A 13,360-nucleotide genomic window follows, 5' to 3' on the forward strand; every position below is an offset into this window, starting at 1 on the left:
TATCAAGGGGTGTGGTTGCAGCTGAACTCCCATAGCCCGTGTCGCGGCGATGAGGGGCGACCCCAGCAACCTGATACTCAGCAGGCTGCGCTGGCCCGGGCGACACCATCCGTTGACGCAAAAGGTGTTGGCTTGGCCGCATGCCTGTAGGGTTAGCGTGCAGGTCAGCCCGACTGAGAAGGTTCGGTTTTTTACGAACTTGATGCACCTCTTTCTCTGCTTTTTATGAGTGTCTCCTCCGGTTACGATTGATTCATGGCTGCCGAGGAGGTGTCTCATGCAAGTCCTCCTCAAGTCGCGCGACATCGAAGCTGTCCGCTTGCGTAGTGGCGCCCGGTGGTCGTTGTTTCGCTAACCCAGATTTTTGTTTCTGACTTTTTAAATTGGAGAATTAATCATGGCTAAAACGTTTATCCCCATTCTCGTGCTCGTGTCGGTCCTCGCGCTGCCCACGATGGCGTCCGCTAACAGCAACGGTCCCCTGACGCGTGAGCAGGTGCGCGCGGAACTCATCCAGCTGCATCAAGCCGGCTACGACCGCAACCACGGTGACGCGCACTACCCCACGCATCTCCAGGGCGCGCTGAAAAGCGTGGCCGCTCAGCAGGTACTCAGTGGCTACGGTGGCGTCGTGAATTCGGGCGCTTCCGGCGCACCGACCCAGGTCGCCTCCGATCATTCGATCTACAAAGGAAGCTGATGGACTATCAGCCGGGTGGCCGGGCGCTTTCAACCGTCCGGCCAGATGATCCTCGGCGAGCGGCATCATCGCGGCTTGTGGGTTCGCCCGTGTCGCCTGTTAGCGGCAGAACCAGCATGAGCGGGTCATCGGTAAGCGCCACGAAGCCCTATTTTGTGTAGAGGCCGGCGACTTCATCGTTGATGGCGTCGACCAACGCACTGAACGTGGCGGTTTAGGCGGTGCTAACGGCTTGCGCATGGCCAGTTCATATATATGTGATAAAGGAACTGGCGCTTCTGCCGCCGGCGCAACAGGAACAGCACCCGGGGCAGACTCCAGGTTCTGGCGCCTGCGCCCGAGACAGTCGGCTCGCGACTGGTCACGCCGGCTATCCACCGGAGCGTCGCGACGAAGTTGATCTTGCGGTAACCGAAGCGTCTGCATGGCTGGATGTGCAGGGACTGGTTGTCCCGGCCGAGGGCATGAGCGGCTCAACGGGCTGGCGACATCTGAGTCGGCCCAAACACGTTTCAAGAACGAAACCGCGTCCGCCGACTACCAGACCGCCCGTCGGTTACCAAGGGAATTGTTGCATCCAGCAATCGCTAGGACCGTCTGACTGTCGTTCATGCGGGGCGCCTACGAAACAGCGGCGTTCGAGGCGATGCGGGAAGTCGAGATCGCGGTGCGCGAAGCGGCCGGTTTTGGCGGCTCGACACACGGCGTGCCGATGATGAAAAAGGAGAGCCATCCAACATCCGCGCACCCAACGCCCCGATCCTTTCATATCTGCTCTAACGCCGGCGGGCTGAATCTGCGTCGAAAGACGGCGATACTTGTGTCCGCTCACTTCGCATGCGTAAAGCGCAATTGAGCCTTCAGGTAGTCCACGAACGCCCGCAGCTTCGGCGACGGCACGCGCTCCCTCGGAAAAAGAGCATTGAGATCCTGTTGTGGACCGATCCACTCGGGCAGCACCTTGCAAAGACGTCTCGCTGTGACTTCGGACGCCATGCTCGCGTCCATCGCCAACAACACCCCGTTCCCGGCACGCGCAGCGTCAAGAAGCAATACGGGATCGCTTGCGACGATCACCGGATCCAGCGCGTAGTGTCTGGACTTACGTCCCGCCTTGCGCAACGGCCATGTGTAGCCACTGTCGGTGCGCGCCTGATGCAACGCAAGCGCCGCATGACGATGCAAATCATCCGGATTCTCGGGCGCGCCATACTTGTCGATATACGCGGGGCTTGCGTAGACGGAAGTCGAAAAGCTGCCAAGCCGCTGCGCCACCAGGCTCGAATCGGGAAGCGCGCCAAGGCGCAGGGCAACATCCACGTTTTCGCCGATCAGATCGAGCGGCACATGTGTCGCGACGATATCGACGCGCACTTGAGGAAAGCGCGCACAAAACCCGGCGATCAATGGCGCTATCCACGTGGCGCCAAATGAATACGGGAGCGTCACGCGCAGCCAACCTCCAGGTGTGCCACGAATCTGTTGAACGGCGTTCTCCGCATCGTCGAGTCGTCTGGCGATTCCGTTGCACCACTCAAAATAAGCCGCGCCTGCCTCCGTTAGCCGTAGCTTTCGCGTCGTTCTATGTAACAGTGCCGCGCCGAGGTGCGCCTCGAGCGCCCGAACGCGCCTGCTCACAGTCGTCTTCGGAATCTGCAAGGCATTTGCCGCCGCTGTGAAGCTGCCCGTCTGCACGACGCGAACAAAGACGAGTGTGTCGTTGAGATCTCTGGTCATCGTAGTTCGGATACCCGCTAAAAAATAATTTGATGCATTGACTGCAACATTGTCCCATCGATGGCTCAATCCTTGCCACGATCGCGGACTAATCACCCGGTGCGGCCTGCCCTATCGTTTCCTTCACCAACACGGAGGAAATATGAAACTGAGCGAATATACGGAATACGATGCGATTGGACTTGCGGAGCTGGTCGCAAACGATGAGGTCACGTCAGCCGAGCTTGCCGAACTCGCGCGTGAGGCAATCGAAGTCGTTAACCCGGACATCAACGCGGTCATCGAAAGCTGGCCCGCATCCGAAAGCGGCAGCGCAGATTCTCGGGGCGGCCCGCTGGCTGGCGTGCCGTTTCTGATCAAGGATCTTGCGGTCAGCATGCAGGGTAAGAACCTGGAACTGGGTAGCCGGCTCGCGAAAGGCGTCGTCGCTACCGAGGATTCGTGGTTGATGTCGCGGTTTCGCGCTGCGGGACTGGTCACGATAGGACGCACTGCCACGCCGGAGATGGCTTTCAGCACGACGACCGAGTCCACGCTGCAAGGCGTGACCCGGAACCCGTGGCTACCGGAATTGAGTGCCGGCGGTTCCAGCGGCGGTGCGGCCGCGGCCGTCGCAGCGGGCGTGGTCCCGCTCGCCCATGCGACAGATGCGGCGGGTTCCATTCGCGTGCCCGCCGCCTACAACGGCCTGTTCGGGCTCAAACCAACGCGGGGCCGCAGCTCGAACGGGCCCTCGCTTGACGAAGTATTCGCAGGTTTCGGCGTGCAATTGGGCGTGAGCCGCAGCGTGCGGGACAGCGCAGCATTGCTCGACGCGATCCAGGGCCATGCGATCGGCGATCCCTACATCACGGCTGCACCCGGGCGGAGCTTCCTGTCCGAAGTCAGCCGTGAACCTGGCAAGTTAAAGATCGGCCTGATGCTCGACCCATGGAATGACGAACGTACCGACCCGGTTATTGCTGCCGCGACGTCATCGACCGCGCGTCTTCTCGAAGCGCTCGGCCATACGGTCATCGAACTCCGGCCGACGCTTGGCGTATCGTGGGACGCCTTCGTGCAGATGAACGCGACCATATGGACAGCCACGCTCGTCGGCTGGATCGAGAGCCTCGCGGCCGCGACAGGCCGTCCAATCGATACCACGACGCTCGAGCCCGCCACTTTGGCCTGTTTTCGATACGGCAAGGAGGAGAAAGCATCCGGGTTCGCCGCGGCGCTAGCGATGCGCAACACGGTCACGCGGTCGGTCGGGGCATGGTTTGGCGAGGTCGACTTGTTGCTCACGCCGACTCTGCCGCAGATGCCACTCGCTATCGGTGCCTATGGCGCCGGCGCCGACTCGATGACCGGTCTCGAATGGACGCAGCGGGTCTTTCGACATTCGCCGCTCACGCCACCCTTCAACGTGTCCGGCGTGCCAGCCATGTCCGTTCCGCTTGAAACGCATCCGGCAACCGGTTTGCCAATCGGCATGCAGTTCGCAGCAGGATTCGGGCGCGAAGACACGTTGCTGCGAGTCGCCGGGCAACTTGAGCGGGCCCGGCCGTGGGTCGATCGCCGACCGATGGTATGGGCGGGACGCCGGTCGGCGTGACAGCGACCCAGTGAGCGACGCGTGCTCATGTAGCTGACGGAGGGGCTGCGTATCACGCTAAGGTCGTCGCTGCGGCCACAGCGACGTTGCAGGCAGCCCCACCTTGTAGACACGGTTCGACGCTTCGCCGCTCGGTTAAAGATCCGCTTAGCGGACTTTAAAGTGAAGGGGCCGAAACATGTCCCGAAACTGACGTTCGATTCGCCCTCGTGAGCGGCTACCGTGGGTCGACCAGAGCCAGCCGCATCGGGCAGAGGTCGGTCCAGACTGTAGGGACACCCGACGCTGCCGCAATGCCAGCTACCAGACTGTTCACGAGATTCTCGCGCGCCTCGCGATCCGCCGCCGACATGTTCGTCGTTGGCCCGAGCAATGAGCCGATTACCGAACTCGCCGCCGCCCCCATCGCACCCGCGCCACACGCCTGACTACTAGCGGCCGCTCCCGCACAACCAACGATCGCATGCAGTGCCGCTCGCGCCGTATCGCTGTCCAGACTGTCCGCAATCTGCTTGACCTGATTCGTCGCAAGTTCCTGCACATACGCCACCGTCGCACTTTGCGCAAACTGACCCATTCCACCGGTCACGTTACCGCCAGCCGCCACGCTCAGACTTTCAAACCGGGCGAGCAACGACGCAGGCCTTGCCGGTGTGCCGCCCGCTCACAGGAGAAGCGGTCACGCGGTGCGGGGGCGCGGGCAGCGATACAGCGACCGCTAGCGCTGACGCAGGCTGACGGCGCGATGCGCCGTAGGAGGCCAGCTCACCGCGCCAGCGCATCCAGAATTCGGCGCGCGCGGTGGCGATTGCTTCGGCATCGTCGGGCGGCGCGCCGCCGTCCACTTCAGGCGCGTTCACGGCGGAAACCCCTGGCCGGTTGTTGCGCACGGCTCGCGTCGATCTGCTGCTGCACCCAGGCCACGACCTCGGCTTCGATCCAGCGCACCGCCGCGCTGCCAATCGTGATGGGCTTCGGAAATTGGCCGCGCGCGATGCGCTCATACAATGCGTTTCTTTCAAGCCCGCAAATCTGCGATACGCGGCGGCGCGGGATAAGAACAGGTATAGGGTTGTCAGCCATGTCGTCACCTTCGGAACGTAAAGGCGCGCGCCGGGATGGCGCGGCATGGCTCTTATTCAAGATTGCATCGCGCAAATATGCACCGCAGTTGCGGCACCGCGCACCACAACTGCGGTGGCGCTCGCGATGACCGCTTCAGGACGCGTCAATGCTCCGGTTGGCTGCGGCAAAGCGTTCTTGCAGTGTGCGTTGTGCAATACCGGGTCTGGCAGGGAAAGCAGCGAGCAAAGCCTGTATGACGGCAGCCTGACTGTCGTAGCGCGCGCCCGCAAGGTCCTGCACTTGCGAAGGTGTTAGCAGGCGCACCAAGCCCGCAATGACGTTGAGATAGGTCGTTTCCGAGCGTTCGCTAGGTGGCGCGCTTGCAAGTTGCGCGCTCATGCGGTCCACCATGCCTTTCAGGGAATTGCGTTCGGCTTCTACACGGGCCTTCTCTTCTTCGAGTTCGCGAATGCGTCCGTTGGCACGGATCACGTTCTGTTCCTTCGCATCGTGTGCGGCCTTGAGCGACTGATACGCTTCCTGTGTGATGCCGGTATGAATGCCGCGTTCGACTTCATCGAACAGGAATGCAGGCCGTTCGCTCGGGGTAATTGCTTTCGCCCACTCTTTTAGGTCCAGCCCATACACGTGCCGACGCTCATAAGCGACGTGCTCGCCCTTTGGTAGCCGCCGTCCATTCTCCCGGAACGCATCCAGTTGGCCTGCGTCAATCGCCAGGTGCATTGCCCGGATGCGGGGCTCAAGACATGGCAGATACGGATGACGCAATACTGCGCGCGACATCGCATCGGCCTCACCAACGGGCACCGCCGCTCGCAGTTCCTGTCTTAACTCTTCACGCGGAACGCCGCACCATAGCGCCGCTGCCTCGGGAACGGGATACACCGTATAGCAAGCCCGGACGGTCTCGCAAGAATCGTATTCCCCCCACCGCTTGCTCATTACGCCCTCCCTCGTCGCGCACCGGACATAGCCGGATTCTAGCGGAGTGTGGCGAACGTACGACGGGTCCCAAGCGGGCGGCAACTCACCGGGTCGTCGCAAAATTTTGCCCGATGATGGGCTAATTGATGGGCCAGAAAAAACAAAAACCCCGTAAGTCTTTGAACTTACGGGGTTCCGCCGCCATCACTGGCGGAGACGGAGGGATTCGAACCCTCGATCCAGGTTTTGGCCCAGATGCTCCCTTAGCAGGGGAGTGCCTTCGACCTCTCGGCCACGTCTCCCAAACTTTCTGTCGCACAGGGAGTCAGTGCGACGAAGCCAAGATAATAACGGGCCGAACCGCCAAGGTCAATGTCTGACGAACACTTTTTGTGCCAGCTTTGTCACTGCCGACGCAATTTGTTCACTTTGGCCGTGCAAAACAAACGGGGCGCAACGCTACGCCCCGGTTGTTCATGCAATTTACGCCTGATCCAGTTCGAACGCCTTATGCAGCGCGCGCACGGCGAGTTCCATGTACTTCTCGTCGATCAACACCGAAATCTTGATTTCGGACGTCGAGATCATCTGGATGTTGATGCCCTCTTCCGACAGCGTGCGGAACATCGTGCTCGCGATGCCGACGTGCGAACGCATGCCGACGCCGACCACCGACACCTTCGACACCTTCGGATCGCCCAGCACCTGCTCGGCCTGCACGTGACCCTTCACCTGGCCCGTGAGGATGTCCATTGCGCGCTGATAGTCGCCACGACCAACCGTGAACGTGAACGCCGTCTTGCCTTCGACGCTCTGGTTCTGGATGATCATGTCGACGTCGATATTCGCATCCGCCACCGGGCCGAGAATCTGATACGCGATGCCCGGCTTGTCGGGCACACCCATCACGGCGATACGAGCTTCGTCGCGCTGAAACGCGATGCCCGAGATGACTGCTTTTTCCATGGTCTCGTCTTCTTCAAAAGTAATCAGGGTGCCCGACTTCATTTCAGCGTCGAGCGGCATCAGCGGATCGGTCAGGCTCGACAGCACGCGCGTCTTCACCTGATATTTGCCGGCGAATTCCACCGAACGGATCTGCAGCACCTTCGAACCCAGGCTGGCCATTTCCAGCATCTCTTCGAACGTCACGCGGTCGAGCCGGCGCGCCTCTTCGACCACGCGCGGGTCGGTCGTGTACACGCCGTCGACGTCCGTGTAAATCAGGCACTCATCGGCCTTCAGCGCGGCCGCGACCGCGACCGCCGACGTATCCGAACCGCCGCGGCCGAGCGTGGTGATGTGGCCGTCAGGATCGATGCCCTGGAAGCCGGTGATCACCACCACTCTGCCCGCATCGAGATCGCGCAGCACGCGCTCGCCGTCGATGTCGCTGATACGCGCTTTCGTGAACGCGCTATCCGTTTTGACCGGCACTTGCCAGCCGGTATAGCTGACCGCGTCGACGCCGGCTTCCTGCAGCGCGATGGCGAGCAGCCCCGAGCTGACCTGCTCGCCGGTGGCGGCGATCATGTCGAGTTCGCGCGGGCTCGGTTGAGTCGTGATTTCTTTCGCGAGACCGAGCAAGCGGTTGGTTTCGCCGGACATCGCCGACGGCACGACGACCATCTTGTGGCCGGCCTTATGCCATTTCGCGACGCGCCTGGCGACGTTCTTGATGCGCTCGACCGAGCCCATCGAGGTGCCGCCGTATTTATGTACGATGAGTGCCATTGTCGTTCTGAACTGGAAGAGAAACCGCGCTGGCGCGCTGGAGACAACCGCACAAAAGCACAGGAGCGCAACGTCTTGTGAACGACGGCAAAGTGTGTGGCGGCGTAAATGCAGCGCGCGTGCAGCACGCGCGGGCTTGCCCGGGAATGATCGCTAGTGGCTTAACGGAAAACGACGGATCACGCTCGCAACCGGCGATAGCGACAAAAGCGACGGCGAAATCGGGTCGGGCAAACAAGTAAACGTACCCGATTGAGCGCAAAAAGACAAGCCGCGGCGGCCATCGAAAGGCGCGGAAGCGAGGCTGCAAAGGCTTGTTTCGTGCGGATTTGCGCCCTGTTCGGGGGCTCGCCACGCAGTCTGACCGGCCGGTCAGGCGATCAGCAGATCTTCGCGCCAGATGATCCGGATGCGCTGTGCGGTGGTGTCCGCCGGTTCGTGCAAGGCCGCGCGGTTCACGCCGAGCAGCGGCACGAACAGCAATTCGTCGCCGAGATAAAGCAGCGGCACATCGCGCTTCCATGCGGGAATGCCGCGCTCCTGGAACAGGTTCTTCAAGGTTCGCGTCGGCGCACCGGGCGCGTCGCCGGTGCGCATCCGTTCGCCGCCGCTGCGCGATCGCGCGCTCAACAAGGCGCGGTGCAGGACGCTGGCGGGAATGGCGTCGCGCCCGGATGCACTGGCGTCGGCGTTGACGTCAGAGGCGGCTTTGCCCGCATCGCCAGCACCCGGGGCCACCACCGCAAACACAAATGTGCCCCGCCACTGCGGCAAACGCCAGATCGATTCACCCTGCCACGCGAGTTCACTCATCTCGCGCGCGGCGAGCGCGGTTTCATCGGCGGGCTCGCTGCTGTCGCCCGCTTCCCAATAAACGAGGCCGCGATAGCTGCGCAACGCATGACCCGCATGATCGATACGCAGACGATGCCCGTCGCCCGCTGCGCCGACTTCGCGCAACTGCCGCAGCGCATCGGTCAGGCGCGCGCTCGATGCCGCCACGAGACCCAGCGTGCGCATCCAGTAGCGCATCAGGTTGAGTGCGCGATCGTCGTCGAGCGCGAGCAGCGCGTCATGCGAAAGCGCTCGCCCTTCGTCCTGCGACGCCGCGTCCATGTCGATGCGCGCGAGCGCGTCGAGCAAACGCTGCGCCGACGCCGCATGCGCGGCCGTGCGCGCGAGCGCGTCGCGAAAGCCAGGAAAGTGGACGACCAACGCCGGCGTCACCTCGTGACGCAACGCATTGCGCGCGTAGCGAATGTCCGCGTTCGACTCGTCGTCGATCCAGTGCAGCGCACGCGCGCTCGCGTATTGCTCGAGTTGCGCGCGCAGCAGATGTAGCAAGGGCCGCACGCGCGCCGCGCACGCACCCGCCGCCAGAAACTCGGGCGCCATCGCCGCAAGTCCCGCGAGACCCGCGCCACGCAGCAATTGCAGCAGCACGGTTTCCGCCTGATCGTCCGCGTGTTGCGCAAGCCATAGCGTGCGAACGCCGCGCGCCGCGCACATCGCGTCCAACGCGCGATAACGCGCATCGCGCGCCGCCGCCTCGACGCTCACGCCCGTGTCGCGCGACACCTCGACGCGTCGCGCGTCGAATTCGACGCCACGCTCCTGCGCAAACGCCTGACAATGCGTGAGCCACGCGTCCGCATGCGGGCTCAGCCCATGATGCACATGCAGCGCGACACAACGCGACGCACCCGCGACGCGCACCGCGGCATCGAGCAACACACTCGAATCGACACCGCCGCTGAACGCCACCGCAATGCGCGCGCCTGGCGCAAGCGCGGACAGCGCCAAGCCGACCGCCTCGATAACGAGGTGGTCGGCGGGCGTTTCGGCGGTGGTGGTCACGTCGCTAGCGCGCGAAGCGCCGAAGGACGAAAGAGAACGCGCGCGGGCTTACGCACCCGGCGTCGTTTCCTTGAACTTGCCGTACGACATCAACCGCTCGAAACGGCGTTGACGCAGGTCGTTGATGCTCATCCCCTGGAACTGGCGCAGCGAGTCGGCGAGCGCACGGCGCAGCATCGCGGCCATGCCCTTCGGATCGCGATGCGCGCCGCCGAGCGGCTCGTTGACGATCTTGTCGATCAGGCCCAGCGCCTTCAGACGATGCGCGGTCAGGCCGAGCGCTTCCGCGGCTTCCGGCGCTTTCGCGGCGCTCTTCCACAGAATCGAGGCGCAGCCTTCCGGCGAAATCACCGAGTAGGTCGAGAACTGCAGCATCAGCACGCTATCGCCGACAGCGATCGCGAGCGCGCCGCCCGAACCGCCCTCGCCGATGATCGTCGCGATCAGCGGCGTCTTCAGCTCGGCCATCACGTACAGATTGCGGCCGATCGCTTCCGACTGGCCGCGCTCTTCCGCGCCGATGCCCGGATAAGCGCCCGGCGTGTCGATGAACGTGAAGATCGGCAGGCCGAATTTTTCGGCGAGACGCATCAGACGCTCGGCCTTGCGATAGCCTTCCGGACGCGGCATGCCGAAGTTGCGCAGCGCGCGCTCCTTCGTGTCGCGGCCCTTCTGATGGCCGATCACCATGCAGGCCTGGCCGTTGAAACGCGCGAGGCCACCGACGATCGACAGGTCGTCCGCATAGTTGCGGTCGCCATGCAGTTCGTGGAAATCGGTGAACAGCTCGTTCACGTAGTCGAACGTGTACGGGCGCTGCGGATGACGGGCGATTTGCGAAACCTGCCACGGCGTGAGGTTCGCGTACAGATCTTTGGTGAGCTGTTGACTCTTCTTGGACAGCCGCTCGATCTCTTCCGAAATATCGACGGCCGAATCGTCCTGCACGAAGCGCAATTCTTCGATCTTCGCTTCGAGTTCAGCGATCGGCTGTTCGAAATCCAGAAAGGTGGTCTTCATTGGTTGTAATCCTTGGACTTACCGGCAGCGCGTATTCTAACCGCGCGCGCCGATGTCAAAACCATCTCGCAACTATCGAACTCCAATATTCGATAGTTTTTGAAACGGCCTCGCTTTTTCTTCTTCAGTAGTCGACCGGCAACGGATCGAGACTACGCCACATATACCAGGTGGCGACGGTACGCCACGGCTCCCAGTTCGCGGCGACCTCGCGCGCTTCGCTGCGCGTCACCGGTTCGCCGCTGAAATAATTGACGCTGATGGCGCGGATCAGGCCGAGGTCGTCGAGCGGCAGCACATCGGGACGCGACAGATTGAAGATCAGGAACATCTCCGCGGTCCAGCGGCCGATGCCGCGAATCTGCGTGAGTTCGGCGACCACCGCCTCGTCTTCCATCGACGTCCATTTGCCGACGTGCAACGCACCCGACACGAAATGCTGCGCGAGATCGAGCACATACTCGGCCTTGCGCCTGGACAACCCGCACGCGGTCAGCTTCTCCTGACCGAGCTTGATGAACTGCTGCGGCACCAGCTTCGGACACGCGGCTTCAACTTTCGTCCACGCCGCCTGGGCCGACGCGACCGAAATCTGCTGCCCCACCACCGAGCGCGCGAGCGTGACGAACGGATCGCCGCGGCTCAGCAGATGCACCGGGCCGAACTTCGGAATCAGCTTCTTCAGAATACGGTCGCGCTTGACGAGGTCCGCACACGCCTTGTCCCAATACGCCGGACGCGTGACCTCAGGCGTGAGGCCGCCGACCTGCACCGGCACCGCGACTTCGCTCGCGCTCGCCGCTTCGCCGCCGGCGCTCGCCGTCGCGCGCGTCTTGCGCACGACTTCGCCTGCATTCGTATCGCGCGCCAGCTCCTGCACGTCGCCTGCCAGCTCAGCCGGCAATGCGCCATTGCCTTTCACACGCGACGCTTTGGCGCGCTTCGCAGCCGGCGCGTGCGCCGACGTGCCGTTGAGCGCACGCTTGACCACGGCTCTTTTCACTGCCCCCGCCGCTGCGCCCGCTCCAGTCTTCGCCGCCACTCCGGTGGCTTTCGACGATGCTTTCTGTACCGCGCCGCTGCCCGCGCGAGCCGACGTGCGTGTCGACTTTGCCGCGGCTGCCGCGTTTGTTTGAGACGTGGCTCGTTTAGCCGGCGTCTTCGTGGCCGTTGCCATCCTGCCTCCTGCCTGGCGAGTCGATCAGAGGGAAGTACGAGGTGCGCTCACACGCGCCGCCACTCGGTCAACCCGCCGGGTTTGTCTTCAAGTGCAACGCCGGCCTCGAGCAATTCGGCCCGGATCCGGTCTGCTGCCGCATAGTCTTTCGCCTGCTTGGCGGCCACGCGCGCGGCGATCTTCGCTTCGATCGCGGCGGGCTCGAGCGCGCCAACGGCTGCGCCCGCGGCCTGTTGCAGGTATGCACGCGGGTCGCGGCCGAGCAGTCCGAGCACCGCGCCGAGCGAGCGCAATTGACGGGCCAGCGCGGGATCGCGCGTGCGGTTCACTTCAGTTGCCAACTCGAACAACACCGACACTGCCACCGGCGTGTTGAAGTCGTCGTTCATTGCCGTCTGGAAACGCTGCGCATGCGCTTCGTTCCAGTCGAGTTCCGCGGCGTCCGGCGTGACATCCTTCAACGCGGTGTACAAGCGCGTGAGGGCGTTGCGGGCGTCGTCGATATGCACGTCGCTGTAATTCAACGGCGAACGGTAATGCGCGCGCGCGATGAAAAAACGCACGACCTCTGCATCGTACTGCGCCAACACTTCGCGAATCGTAAAAAAATTGTTCAACGACTTCGACATCTTCTCATTGTCGATCTGTACGTAGCCGTTGTGCATCCAGTAATTGACGAAGGTTTGACCGGTAGCAGCTTCACTTTGCGCGATTTCGTTTTCGTGGTGCGGAAACTGCAGGTCCTGGCCGCCGCCATGAATGTCAAACTGGTCGCCGAGCAACGTGCAGCCCATCGCCGAGCACTCGATATGCCAGCCGGGACGGCCGCGCCCGTACTTCGAGTCCCAGCCGGTGTCGGCGGGCTCTTCGGGCTTCGCCTGCTTCCACAGCACGAAGTCGAGCGGGTCCTGTTTCGCGTCGTTGGCCGCGACGCGTTCGCCCGCCCGCAGGTCTTCGAGCGACTTGCCCGAGAGCTTGCCGTAGCCGGCGAACTTGCGCACCGCGTAGTTGACGTCGCCGTCGCTCGCCTGGTACGCGTAGCCGTTGGCCGCGAGCGCCTCGATCATGCCGAGCATCTGTGGAATGAAGTCGGTTGCGCGCGGCTCGATGTCGGGCCGCTGGATGCCGAGCGCGTCCGCGTCTTCATGCAGCGCGTTGATGAAGCGGTCGGTCAGCGACTTGATCGTTTCGCCGTTCTCGACGGCGCGGCGGATGATCTTGTCGTCGATATCCGTGATGTTGCGCACGTAGGTCACGTCGTAGCCGAGCGTGCGCAGCCAGCGCTGCACGATGTCGAACACGACCATCACCCGCGCATGACCGACGTGACAATAGTCGTACACGGTCATCCCGCAGACGTACATCCGCACAACGCCTTCTTGCAGCGGCACGAAAGTTTGCTTGTCACGCGCGAGCGTGTTGTAGATGCGCAGTGATTCCATAGAGAACGGTGCGTGGGCCGAAAGAAATCCGCATTGTGTTTCATGCTCGCCGCGTCCCGCGAACCAGACGGCGGGTGCGTCGCATA

The 13,360-nt window shown here is 62.8% G+C and carries 12 protein-coding genes, 1 tRNA gene and 1 pseudogene; 3 read left to right on the forward strand and 11 right to left on the reverse strand.

All coding sequences use genetic code 11. From position 1 onward, the window contains the following. Positions 1 to 397 precede the first annotated feature (397 nt). Together HV744_RS28695 and HV744_RS36865 are read left to right on the forward strand one after the other, a co-directional pair. The gene (locus tag HV744_RS28695; protein WP_175152737.1) at positions 398 to 700 is read left to right on the forward strand and encodes a DUF4148 domain-containing protein; all 303 of its coding nucleotides are present in this window, start codon (positions 398 to 400) and stop codon (positions 698 to 700) included. 610 nt (positions 701 to 1,310) lie between these two features. Further along, positions 1,311 to 1,556 (forward strand): TIGR02391 family protein, encoded by a 246-nt coding sequence (locus HV744_RS36865; protein ID WP_217469169.1) that lies wholly within the window; start codon positions 1,311 to 1,313, stop codon positions 1,554 to 1,556. On the opposite strand, the gene HV744_RS28700 is transcribed toward HV744_RS36865, so the two are convergent. After that, entirely contained in the window at positions 1,529 to 2,506 is a 978-nt protein-coding gene (locus HV744_RS28700) for a LysR family transcriptional regulator (protein WP_343056472.1), read from the reverse strand. The two genes, HV744_RS36865 and HV744_RS28700, sit on opposite strands and share 28 nt — an antisense overlap. 73 nt (positions 2,507 to 2,579) lie before the next feature. On the opposite strand from HV744_RS28700, the gene HV744_RS28705 reads away from it, so the two are divergent. After that, entirely contained in the window at positions 2,580 to 4,034 is a 1,455-nt protein-coding gene (locus HV744_RS28705; RefSeq protein WP_175152739.1) for an amidase, read from the forward strand. A gap of 277 nt (positions 4,035 to 4,311) precedes the next feature. Here HV744_RS28705 and HV744_RS28710 read toward each other — a convergent pair. From HV744_RS28710 to cysS, 10 genes and pseudogenes are all read right to left on the reverse strand, one after another. Then, positions 4,312 to 4,650, reverse strand: a pseudogene (locus HV744_RS28710) (hemagglutinin repeat-containing protein); the annotation flags it as partial. A 1-nt stretch (position 4,651) separates the two neighbouring features. Next, positions 4,652 to 4,894, reverse strand: coding sequence for a hypothetical protein (locus tag HV744_RS28715; protein WP_175152741.1), 243 nt, complete (start codon positions 4,892 to 4,894; stop codon positions 4,652 to 4,654). Next, complete coding sequence (locus tag HV744_RS28720; protein WP_246279234.1) at positions 4,881 to 5,192, reverse strand: helix-turn-helix transcriptional regulator; 312 nt, start codon at positions 5,190 to 5,192, stop codon at positions 4,881 to 4,883. Before HV744_RS28720 ends, HV744_RS28715 begins: the two co-directional genes overlap by 14 nt. Positions 5,193 to 5,252: 60 nt before the next feature. Further along, a complete protein-coding gene (locus HV744_RS28725) occupies positions 5,253 to 6,062 on the reverse strand; it encodes a hypothetical protein (protein ID WP_175152742.1) in 810 nt (269 codons plus the stop codon). Positions 6,063 to 6,252: 190 nt separating this feature from the next. Next, positions 6,253 to 6,346 (reverse strand) — tRNA-Ser (locus HV744_RS28730). 181 nt (positions 6,347 to 6,527) lie between these two features. Continuing rightward, positions 6,528 to 7,778 (reverse strand): aspartate kinase, encoded by a 1,251-nt coding sequence (locus tag HV744_RS28735; RefSeq protein ID WP_175152743.1) that lies wholly within the window; start codon positions 7,776 to 7,778, stop codon positions 6,528 to 6,530. 372 nt (positions 7,779 to 8,150) lie between these two features. After that, entirely contained in the window at positions 8,151 to 9,635 is a 1,485-nt protein-coding gene (tilS, locus tag HV744_RS28740; protein WP_175152744.1) for a tRNA lysidine(34) synthetase TilS, read from the reverse strand. Between the two features lie 48 nt (positions 9,636 to 9,683). Next, on the reverse strand, positions 9,684 to 10,655 hold the full coding sequence (locus HV744_RS28745) for an acetyl-CoA carboxylase carboxyltransferase subunit alpha (protein ID WP_007181378.1): 972 nt from the start codon (positions 10,653 to 10,655) through the stop codon (positions 9,684 to 9,686). A 124-nt stretch (positions 10,656 to 10,779) separates the two neighbouring features. Continuing rightward, entirely contained in the window at positions 10,780 to 11,832 is a 1,053-nt protein-coding gene (locus tag HV744_RS28750; RefSeq protein WP_175152745.1) for a DNA-3-methyladenine glycosylase family protein, read from the reverse strand. Between the two features lie 47 nt (positions 11,833 to 11,879). Then, a complete protein-coding gene (gene cysS / locus HV744_RS28755) occupies positions 11,880 to 13,274 on the reverse strand; it encodes a cysteine--tRNA ligase (protein ID WP_175152746.1) in 1,395 nt (464 codons plus the stop codon). Positions 13,275 to 13,360: the final 86 nt, after the last annotated feature.

Source organism: Paraburkholderia ultramafica (assembly GCF_902859915.1).
GTDB classification, from domain to species: Bacteria; Pseudomonadota; Gammaproteobacteria; order Burkholderiales; family Burkholderiaceae; genus Paraburkholderia; species Paraburkholderia ultramafica.